Genomic DNA, 16,761 nt, shown 5'->3' with positions numbered 1-16,761 from the left:
GGCCACTGGCTGGCCGCATATTCGTTGGCCTCTATTATATGAAAGATATGAAAGCCGATTCAGCCAGGTGCTCATGATGACACCTCGCAACACCATATTTTCGGCAAAAATTCTCATCATTCCAGAAAATACCTACGGTTTACCAGCTAAATACGTTGGCCTGTCAACACCACATTTTTGTCACCTGCATACAAAAAAGCCTCTGAAACATATTTCAGAGGCTTCATGTCATTTTTTATCTCAGAATCAAGATACCATCACAACCGCTTTGAAGCAATGGCCACACGCACCGTATCGGCTACGTTTTCCGGTGTAAAGCCGAAATGCTCGAACAGCTCTGGCGCCGGCGCAGACTCACCGAATGTATCCATGCCGACAACCGCCGCACAGCCATATTTCCACCAGAATGCACTGACTCCGGCTTCCACCGCAATGCGTGGTACATTCGGCGGCAACACTGCTGCCTGATACTCCCGCTTCTGCCGGTCAAACACGGTTGTAGAGGGCATAGACACCACACGCACCGCAATTTTGTCTTTGGCCAGTAACGCCTGCGCGTGCAAAGCCAACTGAACCTCGGAACCTGTGGCAATAATCACCGCCTGCGGCGCCTTGTTCAGTCCGACCTCGGAAGGCTCTGCCAGCACATATGCACCTTTGGCAACAAAATCCGGCGTCATCTTGGGCAGGAAAGGCAACCCCTGGCGCGAAAGCAGCAGCGCTGTCGGGCGATCTTTGTTTTCAAGCGCCTGCGCCCAGGCCACTGCCGTTTCTTCCGTATCTGCCGGGCGCCAGACATCCAGATTGGGAATCAGGCGCAGGCTGGCCGCATGTTCAACCGGCTGGTGCGTCGGGCCATCCTCCCCTAACCCAATAGAGTCATGGGTAAACACATGCACCACGCGCCGCTTCATCAAAGCAGCCATGCGTACCGCATTGCGCGAATAATCACTGAACGTCAGGAATGTGCCACCATAAGGAATAAACCCGCCGTGCAGCGCAACCCCGTTCATAATGGCGGCCATACCAAACTCACGCACACCATAATTGATGTGATAGCCTACCTGTGCTTCTTCCAATTTGACGGCATTGCCCCGCTCGTCTACGCGCAATGCAGCCTGCACCTTGGTTTGCGTCAGGTTGGAACTGGTCAGATCAGCCGAACCGCCCAGCAGTTCAGACAGCTCAGGCGTCAGTGCTTCCAGCACCATCTGGCTGGCCTTGCGGGTGGCAACCGTTTCAGCCTTTTCCGTCACCTGCCGGATAAACGCACCCACCACTTTTTGGAAATTCGCCGGCAAATCACCCTGAACCCGCCGCCAGAATTCAGACGCTTCATGCGGATAGGTTTTTGCATACGCTGAAAACGTTTCATCCCACTGCGCTTCCGCTGCCATGCCCGTGGCTTTGGCATCCCATGCATCACGCACCTCATCTGGGATCACAAATGGCTCGGCACTCCAGCCTAAAGCCTCACGCGTCAAAACAATCTCTTCCGCGCCCAAGGGTTCGCCATGTGCTTTGGCCGTGCCGGCACGGTTGGGCGAGCCCTGTCCAATACTGGTTTTGCAGATAATCAGCGTGGGTTTATCTGCACTGCGCTTGGCCTGTGCAATCGCCGCGCTGACATCTTTTGCATCATGACCGTCCACATGGTCAATCACATTCCACTGGTAGGCTTCAAACCGCTTGGCAACATCATCCACAAACCACGGCGCAATCTGGCCGTCAATCGAAATACCGTTGCTGTCGTACAGTGCAATCAGCTTATTCAGCTTCCACGCCCCCGCCAGTGCACACGCCTCATGGCTGATGCCCTCCATCAGGCAGCCATCACCCAGGAATACATAGGTATGGTGATCCACAATCGTATGATCGGGTTTGTTAAACTCTGCCGCCAGCAGTTTCTCGGCCAGCGCCATCCCCACCGCATTGCTGATACCCTGCCCCAATGGTCCGGTTGTCGTTTCCACGCCGGGGGTCACATCCACTTCCGGGTGCCCCGGTGTTTTGCTGCCAAACTGGCGGAAATTCTTCAGCTCTTTCATTGGCAGGTTGTAACCGGTCAGGTTCAACAGCGCATACAGCAACATCGACGCATGCCCGTTGGAAAGCACAAAACGGTCCCGGTTCGGCCATTTCGGATTCGCCGGATTATGAACCAGGTGCTCACGCCATAAAGCCACGGCCATGTCTGCCATGCCCATTGGTGCACCGGGGTGTCCTGATTTTGCTTTTTGAACCGCATCCATTGCCAACACGCGTACAGCGTTGGCTAGTGTAGAAAGAGAGGGGGTTGTCATAAAATTTCCGGTAAGAAGAACAGAGTAAGCATAGAATTTTACCCGGGCTCAGGCTAATTTCACAGTGAACCGGCAGATGGGCCTTTACCATACTCAAATCTACAACAACCATGACCCAATTGTCCAAACCTCCAGTTACCGCCATGATTTTGGCCGCAGGGCGTGGCGAGCGCATGCGCCCGCTGTCAAACCACACCCCCAAGCCTTTGCTGAAGATACACGGCAAGCCTATGATCGTCTGGCATCTGGAAAAACTGGCCCAATCCGGCATCAAAGAAGTGGTTATCAATACCGCCTGGCTGGAAGAACAGTTTCCCGACCAGCTAGGCGACGGTTCACAATGGGGGCTGCAGATTCACTATTCCATGGAAAACCGCGACCACGGGCACGCATTGGGCACCGCTGGCGGTATTGTCAAAGCGCTCCCATTGCTGGGAAACGCCTTCTGGCTGATTTCCGGCGACATCTACGCGCCTGATTTTGACTTTACCCCCCAGACCGTCAACCAGTTTTTAAACAGCAACCTGCTGGCACACCTCTGGGTCATTCCCAACCCGCCATATCACCCGCAGGGCGATTTCGGCATCAGTGCAGATGGTTTTGGTCTGGCCGGCCAGCCTGGGCCCGATGGCAGGCTGTGGACATATGCCAGCATGGCGCTGATGCGCCCAGAGCTGTTTGCCAGGCTGCCCGCATCGCCCCAGACCAGTTTCATCAAACCGCTGTTACAAGGTATGCAGGAACAACGCATAACGGTAGAATCTTACATGGGGCGTTTTGAAAATGTCGGCACACCACAGCAGCTTCAGCAACTTAACCAGCCAGGCAATTGATCTGGCCTGGTTTCCAACTTGTGAACGAATGGTTTTGCCGTCAGATTATTCATTCCCCAAAATTCTTATCCTTTTTATTTTTACGCCATAACCATGACAGAAGCCCCTTCCTCTGCGTATATTCCCGTACGCGTCTGGTCCGTAGTGCATACGTTTTTTGCCCCTATTTATTATTTTGTATGCATTCCTGCTGCCCTCATTATGTCGTTCATATTTATCGCCGTCTCGGGGATGAACACGCTGACACTCGCGACCACCGCCCTGATGATTGGCACCGTTGTTGTCATCTGGTTTTTGTTCAAAAAAGCCCCCGCCAGCGCAGACAGCCTTGTCATTAAGCCAGACGGACTTATGTTTACCATGCGGGGGTTTGTTTCTTTTGCTGAAATGAATACGATCAATCCTTTGCCCTCCGGCATTTTTCAATTTACCAGCCGAAATAAACTGCTGCGTCAAAACGTTGAATTGGACACAGACCAGCAAACCAGTTTAAACCCTGTGGATGCACTTGTCCTGATCATGCTTGCCATTGATCGCTGGAAACAACAGCATCCCGAAGCAGCAAATTTAAAAAAACAGGGATTTTATGAATCTTGGGGAGCCAGGTTGTTAGGCGTTGGTTTTCTGCTTGTTGGTTTTTCCTGCATTGGTTTTTTAATTTACACTTGTTTTTTTGATAGCTTGCGAGACCTTCCAGTCAAAGGATTAATGATCATGGCATTTGGCGCGTTCATGTTCACAAGTGGGGGCGTTATCCTGGTGACTGGCAAGGGGCGGAATTACAGCTCTTAATTACCCCAAACCCATTTCATCAAACCATTGTGACAAAACAGGCAACCATTCTGAGATGACTGCCACACAACTGATTGCATCACCTTATTACAAGCGCATCAAGGTGCGGATAAAGAGAGAAACACCTCTCACATTTTCTCTCACCGCATCCTCACCGGAACAGATAACGGCCAAAATAGCCGGGTTCCAGTTGTCCGCAACAGAAATTGAAAAGCTGTTTGATCAGCACGCAGACGCCCTGCTGCTTTTCATTCATAAAAAGCACGCCATACAAAATCTGCCTTCACGTGAGTTAACTGATATTGACATCATTGAGGCTGCTGTCGAATTCTATTATCTGCACCATCGGCCTGATGAACTGCTCTCCATTTTGCGAAAAAATTCAACCCAGAATCTGGCTGCATATTACAAAAAACTCAAAACCATATACGCAGAAATCTTAAGCGCGCCTTTTACCACACCAGCCCCTCAAACCGCGTATGCTTTATCTGCGCTGGTTCACTTTGCTGTGCTGCAAAGCAGTTGTGATTTTTTTGATCAGTACAGCCTTTACATTCAACAGGATGAAGAGACAGGTCTGAACCCCCAGGCATCATGTTACCTGGACAACAGCCCGGATATCGACTGTAACGATGAAATGGTATTCCCTGAATTTGTCCGGCAGAACCAACTGTGCTTATATACCAGTGGAAATTTGTTTTATGATGTGATTCAAAACCTGTCGCTTCAACACCCGGACTTTTCCGATGCCGACGCTGTTGACGCGCTGGATTACTATCTGAAAAATGATACTTTCAAAGATTTTGAACCATAACGTTCCGATACATATATGACAACAACAACGCCATCACACACCGTTTACCAACAACGCCGCACCCGGGTCGCTCAATGGCTGAAAGCACATGGCGGCGGTATTGCCGTGCTGCCTACAGCCCCCGAAGTCTCCCGTAACCGTGACAACGATTACAGCTACCGCCCTGACAGCTACTTTTACTACCTGACCGGCTTTACCGAGCCGGGCGCCTGGCTGATCATTGACGATACCGGCCACAGCACACTTTTTTGTCGCGCTAAAAATCCGGATCAGGAAGTCTGGACCGGCTATCGTCTGGGGCCGGATGCCGCACCTGAAGCACTGGCGGTTGACACCGCTTATCCGGTAGAAGAGCTTGATCAACAAATACCGCAATTACTCGCCAATCAGCCTGCTGTATGGTTTCCGTTTGCGACACATACGGGACTGGAAGCACAAATCACCAACTGGCTGAAAGACGTGCGCGCGCTTGTACGCACCGGCGTATCGTGCCCGCAGGCTCAATATGATTTATGTGCCGTGCTGGATGAAATGCGCCTGATCAAAGACGCTCATGAAATTGAACTGATGCGCCGTGCCGGTGAAATCAGTGCGCTGGGCCACATGCGTGCCATGCAGAAATGTGCTCAGATGATGCGCGCCGGCGAAGATGTTCGCGAATACCATCTGGAAGCGGAACTGCTGCATGAATTCTGCCGACATGGCGCACAGGATGTTGCATTCAACTCCATTGTGGCCGGTGGTGCCAATGCCTGCATTCTGCATTATCGTGCCGGTAAGGCCGCTATCCATTCCGGCGACCTGGTGCTGATTGACGCTGGCGGAGAATATGGCTGTTATGCAGGGGATATTTCCCGCACCTTCCCTGCCAACGGACGTTTCAGCGGCCCACAGCGTACCCTGTATGATCTGGTGCAGGCCGCGCAGGAGGCTGCTATCGCAGCAACCGCACCGGGAGCCACATTCAACGATCCGCATGATGCCGCCTTGCGTATACTCTCGCAAGGCATGTTGGACTTGGGTTTGCTGAAAAAAGACACATATGGCAGCGTAGACGATGTCATCGAACAGCGTGCCTACTTCCGCTTTTACATGCACCGCACCAGCCACTGGCTGGGTATGGATGTGCACGACTGCGGCAGCTATGTTGAACCAGAGACGGAGCCTGTTGCTCATCACGATGCTAAAACAGGAAAAACCACTTACATCAGGCCCAGTCGAATCCTTCGCCCTGGCATGGCACTGACCATGGAACCGGGCATTTATGTACAGGCGGCCGATGATATTCCGGCGGAATTTCACAACATCGGCATTCGCATTGAAGATGATGCGCTGGTCACCGAAAACGGCTGTGAACTCTTAACGCGCAAGGCACCCGTTAAGGCAGATGAAATTGAAGTGTTGATGCGTTAGCATTGCCAACGATGAGTGAGGATGCACAATTCATTATTCTGATGGGCGTCTTGCCTGCGGTTTTAACTGCTCTGACCCTCTGGGCAGCCATCAAAAAAAGGCCATCCAAAACCTGGATAGCCCTCTTTGCTATTGTCGCCCTCTTGTCTTTATGCAGCATCGCGTTGTTGGCTTATATGCATGCTCTGGGCAGTGAATGGCGATATTAAAACCGCCATCATTGAAAAGGCATGGGAAGCATTACAAACTCCCGCAATCCCCGCTTAATGGTTCATGATGTAAGACAGTGGCGTGCTTGACCAGTCAACACTGTCAAACAGGTTTTTCACAACCAACCCCAGTTCGGTATCGCCCTCAATCATCAGTCTGCGGTTAAAAAACAGCGTGTCGGGGTCTTCTTCGCGCAGCAGAATTTTGATGAAATCGGCTGTGTTGGCCGCAAAACGCAAGTCTGGCGTTTGTGCAGACCGGCTCAGCGTGAATTTTTCTTCTGTTGCCGTAAAACGTATTGTCAGCCCGGCATCCAGCACATCAATTTGATAATGCTTGCCTGCCAGCAGACTCATATCTGCCGGCAACACACCTTTTTTCAGCATGCGGTTCAGCGTAAAAACCAGCGCCAGCTCCGGCGGCATGGCAGGCAATATACGGCCCAACTTGCCGACAAACGAAGGTAAAGTAAATTCAGGTATTTGCATGAGCAGATTCTCCTAATGCGGCAACACCTGCCGCACCTCTCCAATAACCATCCACCAGCGCACCCTGCGCCAGCCCCTGCAGTTGTTCTGTGGCCTGTTTCGGCGTTAATTTGCCATGCAGTTGATCATAATGCAACCTGACAATTTCCGCCATATGTTGTAACTGCGGCGACAGGCGCAGCATTTTCACCCCCATACCAGTCAGTTCCTGCTGGTGGCTCAGCAGGGCCTGGCAACCGGAGGACATGGTCTGTGTGCCATTGATTGTTAAGAATGGCTGCCCCTCCCGGGTATTGAGCACCAGTGCATCAGGGTGTTCCTGACACTTGAACTCGCACAGGTCTTTCCTCAGGTTGTAGTGTCTGGCGGTAAAGCAGCGTGCCGAATACGCCAGCGGCATCAGACCCCAGCCATATACCTCGCAGTCAACTTCCGGCCGGTTCTGGATGATCGTTGCCAGCTTTTTCGCCGATACCTCCACCGGAGGTACCCAACGCACAGCACCCAGCGACTGGAACAACTGCAGCGTCTCTTCGTTATAAATGTTCAGCGTTTGCCCGGCCACAAACGGCAGGCCATGCTCGCGCGCCAGCTTCACTGCGCCCAGGTCGTTGGCTTCCAGCTTGAAAGTGCCCTGCTCCACCAGTTTACGCAACCGGCGCAGATCAATTTCGCTTTCCAGCAGCACCTGCGATGACAGCACAATTTCTTTGCCCGTCTGTGACAGATCCTTCGCCAAATCGATCCAGTCTTCCACACGGATTTCATACCGCCTGGCGCAAACCACCTCGCCCAGATAAATGGCATCCAGCGGCAGTGTCGCCATTTCTTCATAAAACTTCAGCACCTGCGCTTTCGGCCAGAAAAACAGCAAAGGCCCAAGCGAAAGTTGGAGTGGTTGATGCTCTGATTGCGTATCCATCGTGTTCATGATTTCACTCATTTTTAATATCACTATTCGTGGGAAACCGGTACGTAGCCTACATCATGTACCAGTTGCTGGCCCTGCTCACTTAAAAACCAGTCCATCAGCTTTTGTGTATTTTCAGAAACTGGCCGTGCCGTCACCATGTAAACATCCACTGTAAACGGGTAGTTACCATTGCGGATGTTTTCCACGGTTGGTTCAATACCGTCAATAGCCAACAGGCGGATTTCATCGCTGGTATTCATGCGCGTTGAGTAATAGCGAAACGAGTATCCCAGCGCGTTCTCTGCATTGCGGTACTCGGCCACGCCCTCAATCATGCCGCCCATGCCTTCAAAAACGGCTTCTTTCAAAGGGGCACGCAATGGCACGCCTTCCATCACATGATTGACCATGGTACTCTGGCTGCCAGAGCCTTCCGCCCGCTGAAATGCCAGAATACGCGCGCCTTGCCCGCCAACCTCCCGCCAGTTATTAATCCGGCCTGAATAAATATCCCGTATCTGCTGCACCGCCAGTGTTTTTACCGGATTTTGCTGGTTGACCAGAAAAACAAATGCTTCTTTGGCAATTGGTGTCATCTGAAGCGTCAGTCCCTGTGCTTGTGCTGCTTCTATCTGTTTTTGCGATGGTGCAGCCACAAAAATCAAATCCACCTCGCCAGCAATCAGCCGCTGATAGGCGTTTGGCGTGCGGCTGCTTTGCACCAGTTGGTCCAGTTGTTTCTGTTCTTCCACATTTTGAGGCTTTTGGTATATGCTGTGAACAGCAGAAGCATAAATCGGAAACACCGCTGTCGCACCATCCAGCCGGGGAAAATCGCTGCTGATACTCAGTGTGCTTACCCCTCGCAGTACAACTGCCGGCATGTCACTCAATGCAGGGTTGGTATTTCGACGCCAAGCGTAATTTTGCTGCTCACCGATCTGCTCAGAAACTCTTGTGTACGCGCGCTCCACAGGTGAAAGCATTCGCTGACTGCGGTCATAATACTGCCACGCTGCAAACGCCAGCAGCCCCGCACAGATCAATACAGTTATAACCAGAATTTTGCTGCTTACCGGTTTAAAAAACCCTCTGCGCCAGCTTTTGGCAGCAAAGCCCAGTATAAAAAAAGTGTAGGTGGCAACCGGAATCCATAAAATAACCCAGCCTGAACTTGCACTCGCACTGAAAGATAGGCTTATCGATGTCAAGGCAAAAGCAATCAGCCCAACTCCCAGCCATAAAACAGCGCCCGATGAAATTTTACCCAAGGCAAAAACAATGGCATATACGGCAACGGTATACACAATGGGCGCTATCAAGGCTCCATAATGAAACTGCCAGTTGGCAGGCTGCGTTTTTTGAGATTTATAACGCCAGCCCAATACAAAGGCCATCACGGCCCCTACCAGCAGCATCCAAGGCTCCAAATAGTAGCCGTTGTTCAGCAGCTTTAGGCCAGATGCATCAAATACGACGCCCAATGCCAGCCCCATGAGAAAAGCAACCCATTGCACCAGCACAGGCATCAGCAACAGAACGGTAAAGAACGAACCCCAGGCAAAACGCCGTGGTTTATGGGGAGGTTGTGGTTCAAGCTCGTAGGTTTCTGGCATGTGGCTTATGGGTCATTCTGTGCAGTTTGATAACGTCGCCCACCGACTGATAAATGAATTTATTTCCACGGCCGGCTGTAAGCCCCCAACGTGGCCTGCTGCCCTTCGGACACCTTTCCCAAAGACTGTTGCCACAGCGGTGAAACCGTGAACTGATCGGGATTTTTAACCGCCGCATCAATCGCCTGCCTTAATACCTGCGTGACCTGTGCCGTATACACCGGGCTGCGCTGGCGACCTTCCACCTTGATCGCCGACACACCGATACGTACCAGCTCCGGCAGCAACTCAATCACGTTCAGGCTGGTCGGTTCCTCCAGTGCGTAATAGGTTTCGCCCTGCACATCAAAGCGGCCTTTGCACAGCGTGGGGTAACCTGCGGGTTCATTCTTGCCGAACTGGTCAATCAAAATGTCATTCAACCGCACATTCATGGTCTGCGGTTTTTGTTCCCAGCGCACAAATTTGGCCGGAGAACAGGCCCCCACCGTGTTGGGAGACTCCCCTGTCGCGTAGCTTGACAGGATACAACGCCCTTCCACCATCACACACAAACTGCCAAAGCCGAACACCTCCACCTGGACATCGGTATGCTCAATGACCTGGCGCACCTGGTCAATCGTCAACACCCGCGGCAAAATCACCCGCTGGATGTTGAACAGCTCACGCGCCAGATTGATCGCTTCGTAATTGGTGGCAGAACCCTGTACCGACAGATGCAAACGCAGATCAGGGTAGCGTTCACTGGCATATTTCAACAGCCCCATATCAGCCAGAATGACCGCATCCACACCCAGACCGGCCGCCGTATCCACAGCCTGATACCATTTATGCACTTCTCCTGCCTGGGCATAGGTGTTAATGGCCATCAGGACTTTGCGCCCGCGCTGATGCGCATAATTGATACCGTCCTGCGCGGCTTTCAGGTCAAAATTCAGCCCGGCAAAATTGCGTGCATTGGTCATGTCCTTCAGGCCCATGTAGACCGCATCTGCACCATGGTCAACCGCTGTTTTCAATGCAGGCAGATTACCCGCAGGACATACCAGTTCAGGGGCTTTTACATCATGTGACATTCGCTTCACCTTAACTCAGTTAACACCTTGTCTGTACAGATACTTTCACGACAGAGGAGCACCGAGCATCTGCGTCTGCGGCATTTTTGTGCCGCTGAATTGACAGCCGCATGTTCCATGCCTGTTTACCACTGCGGCATGCCGTCAGTGGTGTGCGTCTCCATTATGATACTTTGTATCTTTTGTGCAATCGAAAATCATGTCAGAAATCGGTCAACCACTTTTTGCGCCATATCAAGCCCTGACAAAATGCATATGGTTAAGCTGCCTGCTTAAAAAGATGGGTATCAAAAACACTGCGCATGAATAACAGGTTTTTGGCCATGCGCATTTGCGGCTTGCGGCCCCGGCGCTTGTTCGGCCCGGCATCTGCTGCTTCGTGGTTATCCGCCTGTGGTACAGAAATGTCGGCCTCCAGCTCTTGCCGTGCAGCGACAGCAAATGTATAAAACACCCGGAACGGCACGCGCCGTTTGGCCCAGTAGTCCGCCATGTCACGAAAAATATCCAGCAGCCGCTCACGTGCTTCTGCGCCAAATTTCAACGCGCTGGGAATATGGTCCAGCACCACCACAAATCCTTTTTGGGGGCCACTTTGACGCAAAACCTCTGTCATGCAATGATGCAGGTGCTCATGGTTTTTGGCTTTGGCCAAAGGCAGGCGAAACCCGCGGGCAATCATCCGGAAAACCTGTGTACGGCTGCGCGCCAGGCCCAGATCTGCATATAAAAAATGGTGTGCCAGTTTCATGGCCTCATTTTTCAGGGCCTGTGGCTGAAACGCTCGAATCGACTGAACAACGTTGGTATCGGTAGTTTGCAGCATGGTCATGTCTTCTTGATTATGGTACGGGAGGAATTTCGACTATCCGTCGAAAACTGTTGTAATGATCGGCAGAGTAATAACATACCTGAGGGGCTGTTTTCACATTTCCCCCACAGACAATCCGTCTGACACCCCGATGGCTGATCCCTGGTGTCTTTACGGTATATTCACGGTAATATCCACGCGCCTGTGCCGGCAGATGCCCTTCATAATTACCAAATACCGTGCCATCCTGCTGATAATCAAACGGCCCCCCACGCAAAATCAGCGTATAAGTATGTTGCGCTTGTGCAGGAAGACTTGAATAGACGATATCCCGGGCCGTTTCCTGCGGAGCAGACTGCATGGCATCTGTTTGTGCCTGGGTCGGAAAACTCCCGCGCGCCAAGCTATCGACCGGCACAAGCAATATACCTGCTGCCAGCCAAAGGACTGCCATGAATGGGCGGACAACACGCGCAAGGAAGTTCATTTGAATGATTTTTCAGCAATCTCTTGACGATGCTTAAGCGTAGCTGAGCCTATGGTAAATATCAAGATGTTGCGCCTCGTTGTAGTCAGCTATTATTTTGATGAAAATTTACAGCTTTTAATGCTTAAACAAGTATTTTTCAATGCAGATTGCACCAATTAGATCAATTCCCTCCTTTGTGAGAGAATCGGATCACACGTCAACAAGCAGGTAATGCACCAGTAAAAAAGGAGTTTGGTTTCCCAAACTCCTTATCCTCTTAATTCCCATGCTATGGGTAATAAAGCGCTCTTTTGACCAGCTATGCAGACTCCGCATTCGCTTTGACTGCCGTATAAGCCGTCATGTTGACAATGCGCCGCACTGTGCTGGTCGGCGTCAGAATGCTGACCGGCTGATTCGCGCCTAACAGAATCGGTCCGATGGCAATACCCTGGCCAGCGGTGGTTTTCAGCAGGTTGTATGCGATATTGGCCGCGTCAATATTGGGCATTACCAGCAGGTTAGCCGGCCCGGTCAATGTGGAGCGGGGCATTTGCTCCGCACGCAAGACCGCATCCAACGCGGCATCGCCATGCATCTCGCCATCCACTTCCAGGTCTGGCGCACGTTGACGCAACAAAGCCAGCGTTTGGCGCATTTTGAGTGCAGAAGGCTGATCACTGCCGCCAAAATTGGAATGTGACAGCAAAGCCACCTTGGGAATCAGCCCGAACCGCTGCAACTCTGTTGCTGCCAGCAGCGTAACTTCTGCCAGTTCTTCAGCCGAAGGATCGTAATTGACATGCGTATCCACCAGAAACACCTGTTTGCCAGGCAAAACAAGCGCGTTCATGGCCGCATAGACTTTTGACCCCACGCTGCGCCCAATCACCTGGTCAATGTAATGCAGATGCGTTCCATACTGCCCCCAGGTTCCGCAGATCAGGCCATCGGCCTCTCCCTTGGCAAGCATCATGGCCCCGATCAGCGTCAGGCGCCGGCGCATTTCAATTTTTGCCGTTGCCGCCGTAATACCCCGGCGCTCCGTCATACGGTGATATGTTTGCCAGAAATCACGATACCGATCGTCAAAATCGGTGTTGACCACATCAAAATCAACCCCTTCTTTAAGGCGCAGCCCAAAACGCTCAATCCGCTTGGCGATTACCGCCGGGCGCCCGACCAAAATCGGATGCGCCAGCTTTTCATCAATAACCACCTGAACGGCGCGCAAAATACGCTCTTCCTCACCTTCGGCATACACAATCCGCTTTTTGGTGCAACTGCGCGCCACCGCGAAAATTGGCTTCATGAATGAACCCGACTGGTACACAAACTGCTGCAGTTTTTCCACATAGGCGTCCATATCCGCAACAGGACGGGATGCCACGCCGGAATCCCTGGCGGCCTGAGCCACTGCAGGGGCAATTTTCATCATCAGCCGGCTGTCAAACGGTTTGGGAATCAGATATTCCGGGCCAAAGCTCAGTGTCGTTCCTGCATACGCCTTGGCAACAGATTCGTCCTGCTCGGCGCGAGCCAGTTCTGCAATGGCATTGACCGCAGCCACCTCCATCTCATCGGTAATGGTTGTTGCGCCCGAATCCAGCGCACCCCGGAAGATGTAGGGAAAGCACAGCACGTTATTCACCTGGTTCGGATAATCTGTACGCCCCGTTGCCAGAATGGCGTCCGGACGCACCGCTTTGGCTTCTTCCGGCAGAATCTCAGGCGTCGGATTCGCCAGCGCAAAGATAATGGGTCGCTCCGCCATGGTTTGCACCATTTCGGGTTTCAGCACGCCACCTGCAGACAGTCCAAGAAACACATCCGCCCCCTGGATCGCTTCCGTCAAAGTGCGCTGATCCGTCTTCTGGGCAAAAAATGCCTTATCCTCGTCCATCTGCTCCTGACGGCCTTCATAAACGAGCCCGACAATATCGGTGGCCCAGATGTTTTCACGCGGCAAACCAATTTTGACCAGCAGTTTCAAACACGCCAGCGCAGCAGCTCCTGCGCCTGAAGTCACCAGCTTCACCTGCTTGATGTCTTTACCGGCGACTTGCAACCCATTCAAAATGCCAGCAGCAACAACAATGGCCGTGCCATGCTGGTCATCATGGAATACAGGAATCTTCATCCGATCGCGCAGTTTACGCTCAATGTAAAAGCATTCCGGTGCTTTGATATCTTCCAGATTGATACCGCCAAATGTCGGCTCCAGCGACGCGATGATTTCCACCAGCTTATCAGGATCGAGCTCGTTGATTTCAATATCAAACACATCGATACCGGCAAATTTTTTAAACAGAACGCCTTTGCCTTCCATAACCGGCTTACCTGCCAGCGCACCGATATTACCCAGCCCTAAAACGGCCGTGCCATTGGTCACCACACCAACCAGATTGCCCCGGGCGGTATAACGAAAAGAGGTTTCCGGCTCCTTGACGATCTCTTCACAGGCCACCGCAACACCGGGCGAATATGCCAAAGACAAATCATGCTGGTTACTCAGTTGCTTTGTCGGCGTGACAGAAATTTTTCCCGGGGTTGGAAACTCGTGGTATTCAAGCGCTGCGGTGCGCAGCTTTTGCTTTTTGTCCTGCTGGTCGCTGGTTGGTGCCATTACAAAAATCCTCTAAGACGATCTGATACATTTACCTACCGCCTCAATCCAGCAATCAGACAGGTTCCAGATGAATATACGAAGCCTGTCTGCAAGACAGACCACACGAAACACTGGCTACCGTATCGCTCTTGTGCAATGGTTCTTGAGGAGGCTTTAAATTGGTATTTCTATGCCAAGCTCTATACTAATTCAACTTGCGGTAAACGTACAGAGGGCAAGTTATTATTGAAATGTTTCTTCACGGACATTGTGCTGCGCAAAAACTTTTGATAGTTGTTCCCGCTTCATTTTTGCCTGCACAAATTTGACCGGACGGTTTATCGGCGCGTTTGCAATAGCATCATGAACGCAGCTAAACCCGATCTGATCTTAACGCCAACCAAACATCATCCGCCTGGCCAACAGACGGCGCAACGGTGATATTTTTTGCATCGCACCTAATCCGAGATTACGCAATTCTGGCAACAACGGTACGTCCCAGGTAAAGCAACGGGCCAGCAGCTCGGTTACACCCATCACACCCCAGCGATCGGGCAGCCGGCTGAATGCGGCCCTTTTCAGCGCCTGATCGATATTTTCATGCCGGGCCAGTTGCTCCACCAGCACATAGGCATCACGCAGCCCGAGATTCAGGCCTTGCCCGGCAACCGGGTGCAGCGTCTGCGCCGCGTTACCAATGCGCACCGTACGCCCATGCACCAGTGTTCTTTCAGCATTCAGCCCCAATGCAAATGACTTCAGGTCTGAGACAGCGGTCAACCGACCAGCCTCTGGCGGGAACATGGTATTGAGCACGGCCAGACGTTGCGTCTGTGTCAGGGTTGCAACCTCGTCATGATCTGATGGCTGGCACCAGACCAGTGCGGCCTCATGCATCCCGATAGGCAGCAAGGCAGCCGGCCCATTGGCCGTGAAGCGCTCAAACGCCATGCCGTTCAGCGGTTGCTCCAGCGTGACAGTGCCAATCCATCCGTTCTGGTGGTAATCACTGACCACCGGTTTTTTCACCTGCTCGGAAAAAATGCCCCCTTCAGCCACGATCACCAGATCATAGTTTTTCAGCACTTGTGCATCCACTTCGACCTGACCATCTGGAAGCGTGCGAATATCTTTGACCTTATGACCAAAGCAGGCATGAAAACGCTGAGGGTGGTTGTGCACCATTTCCAACCAGCGCTGTTGCAGCGGCCCCAGCACGTTACCATACGAGATAACGGCACCCAGCATGGGTGCCTGCATTTCCTGCGCCGAGATCTGTACCGTGGCAGGAGGAATCAAAGAGGGCTGCTGCTGGGAAATATTGACTGTCAGAATCGGCTGTGCCTTGGCCGCAGACCAGGTCTGCAGGCGCTGTAACAGTTGGATGCTGCCCAACGATAGCGCAAGCGTTCTGGGGTCTTCATGCACATTATGGTCTGCCTGGCGGGCATCGTATGTTGTGATGTGTGCATTGGGCAACTGCGCTGCGGCCAACAATGCCAACGAGAGTCCTACCGGGCCGGCACCAATAATCGCAATCGAAACAGAAGATGAGTCCGGATGATCCACGTGCATAAAGTCAAGCCTCCACTTCGTTGAGTGTACCACTGCCGGCAGGCCTGAGCGCCTGCGCCAAAGCAATGTATTCCGTCACCGGCACCTCTTCCGCACGGCGCTGCACATCAAATTCGCCACCAAAATCCCGCTCCTGCAGCCAGCGCCCCAACGTATGGCGCAATAACTTGCGCCTCTGGCTGAACGCCACCTGTACCAGTTCGCTCAAAAGGGCCTGATCCAGTTGCACAGGCTGCGCCAACGGCACCATTCTGACGATGGCAGACACCACTTTGGGCGGTGGATCAAACGCTTCAGGAGGGACATCAAACAAGGACTCCACCTCATAACGCCATTGCAGCATCACCGACAGGCGGCCATATTGATGCGTGCAAGGCTCAGCAGCCATGCGGTCAACCACCTCTTTTTGCAGCATGAAATGCTGGTCTTCAATGTCTGCCGCGTAATTCAGCAGATGAAAAAGTATCGGTGTTGAAATGTTATAGGGCAAATTGCCGACAACCCGCAACCGCTTTGAGGTATCGCTATTGATACCTGCATCCTGCCGCAACTGCCGGAAATCCACAGTCAGCACATCCGCTGCAATCACGTTCAGTTGGTTGTGGGCCCGCAACCGCTCGACCAGATCACGGTCCAGCTCAACCACGGTTAAACGCCCCAGTCTTTCCACCAGCGGTTGGGTCAGCGCAGCCAGGCCAGGGCCAATTTCTACCATCAGTTGCCCTGCCCGGGGGCTGATTTCCGACACAATGCGGTCAATGACGCTGTTATCGGTCAGAAAATGCTGCCCGAAACGCTTGCGCGCAATGTGTTTGCTACGGCCTCCCATGGCAAAACAGG

General features: G+C 52.4%; 15 protein-coding genes. 5 read left to right on the top strand and 10 right to left on the bottom strand.

All coding sequences use genetic code 11. The annotated features are described in order from the left end of the window. Nucleotides 1-257 precede the first annotated feature (257 nt). Nucleotides 258-2,303 (bottom strand): transketolase, encoded by a 2,046-nt coding sequence (gene tkt / locus AACY98_RS04515; protein WP_339802120.1) that lies wholly within the window; start codon nucleotides 2,301-2,303, stop codon nucleotides 258-260. 110 nt (nucleotides 2,304-2,413) lie between these two features. Between tkt and AACY98_RS04510 the strand changes: the two genes are divergently transcribed. The 5 genes from AACY98_RS04510 (at nucleotide 2,414) to AACY98_RS04490 (ending at nucleotide 6,364) form a co-directional block, all read left to right on the top strand. After that, the gene (locus AACY98_RS04510; RefSeq protein WP_339802117.1) at nucleotides 2,414-3,136 is read left to right on the top strand and encodes a nucleotidyltransferase family protein; all 723 of its coding nucleotides are present in this window, start codon (nucleotides 2,414-2,416) and stop codon (nucleotides 3,134-3,136) included. Nucleotides 3,137-3,229: 93 nt separating this feature from the next. Then, on the top strand, nucleotides 3,230-3,928 hold the full coding sequence (locus AACY98_RS04505; RefSeq protein ID WP_339802113.1) for a hypothetical protein: 699 nt from the start codon (nucleotides 3,230-3,232) through the stop codon (nucleotides 3,926-3,928). A gap of 55 nt (nucleotides 3,929-3,983) precedes the next feature. Next, a complete protein-coding gene (locus AACY98_RS04500) occupies nucleotides 3,984-4,742 on the top strand; it encodes a DUF7716 domain-containing protein (RefSeq protein WP_339802110.1) in 759 nt (252 codons plus the stop codon). Between the two features lie 15 nt (nucleotides 4,743-4,757). After that, nucleotides 4,758-6,155 carry an aminopeptidase P N-terminal domain-containing protein gene (locus AACY98_RS04495; protein ID WP_339802108.1) on the top strand — a complete coding sequence of 466 codons (1,398 nt, stop codon included), beginning with the start codon at nucleotides 4,758-4,760 and terminating at the stop codon, nucleotides 6,153-6,155. Between the two features lie 11 nt (nucleotides 6,156-6,166). Next, a complete protein-coding gene (locus AACY98_RS04490; protein WP_126981044.1) occupies nucleotides 6,167-6,364 on the top strand; it encodes a hypothetical protein in 198 nt (65 codons plus the stop codon). Between the two features lie 54 nt (nucleotides 6,365-6,418). On the opposite strand, the gene ubiT is transcribed toward AACY98_RS04490, so the two are convergent. The 9 genes from ubiT to rsmA all read right to left on the bottom strand — a co-directional run bounded on the left by ubiT (nucleotide 6,419) and on the right by rsmA (nucleotide 16,750). Continuing rightward, nucleotides 6,419-6,853, bottom strand: a complete 435-nt coding sequence (gene ubiT, locus AACY98_RS04485) for a ubiquinone anaerobic biosynthesis accessory factor UbiT (protein WP_126981043.1) — start codon at nucleotides 6,851-6,853, stop codon at nucleotides 6,419-6,421. Continuing rightward, on the bottom strand, nucleotides 6,840-7,784 hold the full coding sequence (locus tag AACY98_RS04480; RefSeq protein ID WP_339802104.1) for a U32 family peptidase: 945 nt from the start codon (nucleotides 7,782-7,784) through the stop codon (nucleotides 6,840-6,842). The genes ubiT and AACY98_RS04480 overlap by 14 nt, the downstream gene beginning before the upstream one ends. Before the next feature lie 23 nt (nucleotides 7,785-7,807). Further along, a complete protein-coding gene (locus tag AACY98_RS04475) occupies nucleotides 7,808-9,382 on the bottom strand; it encodes a substrate-binding domain-containing protein (protein WP_339802101.1) in 1,575 nt (524 codons plus the stop codon). 59 nt (nucleotides 9,383-9,441) lie between these two features. Beyond that, complete coding sequence (gene ubiU / locus AACY98_RS04470) at nucleotides 9,442-10,458, bottom strand: ubiquinone anaerobic biosynthesis protein UbiU (RefSeq protein WP_339802098.1); 1,017 nt, start codon at nucleotides 10,456-10,458, stop codon at nucleotides 9,442-9,444. 259 nt (nucleotides 10,459-10,717) lie between these two features. Next, nucleotides 10,718-11,290, bottom strand: a complete 573-nt coding sequence (locus AACY98_RS04465) for a barstar family protein (RefSeq protein ID WP_339802096.1) — start codon at nucleotides 11,288-11,290, stop codon at nucleotides 10,718-10,720. Nucleotides 11,291-11,300: 10 nt separating this feature from the next. Then, nucleotides 11,301-11,630: a ribonuclease domain-containing protein gene (locus AACY98_RS04460; protein ID WP_239442552.1), complete on the bottom strand. Its 330-nt coding sequence runs from the start codon at nucleotides 11,628-11,630 to the stop codon at nucleotides 11,301-11,303. 427 nt (nucleotides 11,631-12,057) lie between these two features. Beyond that, entirely contained in the window at nucleotides 12,058-14,364 is a 2,307-nt protein-coding gene (locus tag AACY98_RS04455; protein WP_126981039.1) for an NADP-dependent malic enzyme, read from the bottom strand. A 372-nt stretch (nucleotides 14,365-14,736) separates the two neighbouring features. Beyond that, nucleotides 14,737-15,921, bottom strand: coding sequence for an FAD-dependent monooxygenase (locus tag AACY98_RS04450; RefSeq protein WP_339802092.1), 1,185 nt, complete (start codon nucleotides 15,919-15,921; stop codon nucleotides 14,737-14,739). Between the two features lie 4 nt (nucleotides 15,922-15,925). After that, nucleotides 15,926-16,750 carry a 16S rRNA (adenine(1518)-N(6)/adenine(1519)-N(6))-dimethyltransferase RsmA gene (rsmA, locus tag AACY98_RS04445; protein WP_339802089.1) on the bottom strand — a complete coding sequence of 275 codons (825 nt, stop codon included), beginning with the start codon at nucleotides 16,748-16,750 and terminating at the stop codon, nucleotides 15,926-15,928. Nucleotides 16,751-16,761: the final 11 nt, after the last annotated feature.

It is taken from the genome of Saezia sanguinis (genome assembly GCF_963921665.1).
In the GTDB taxonomy this organism is placed as follows: Bacteria; Pseudomonadota; Gammaproteobacteria; order Burkholderiales; family Burkholderiaceae_C; genus Saezia; species Saezia sanguinis.
Note: the sequence above shows the minus strand (reverse complement) of the source record. Positions and strands in the feature narration are given on the sequence as shown.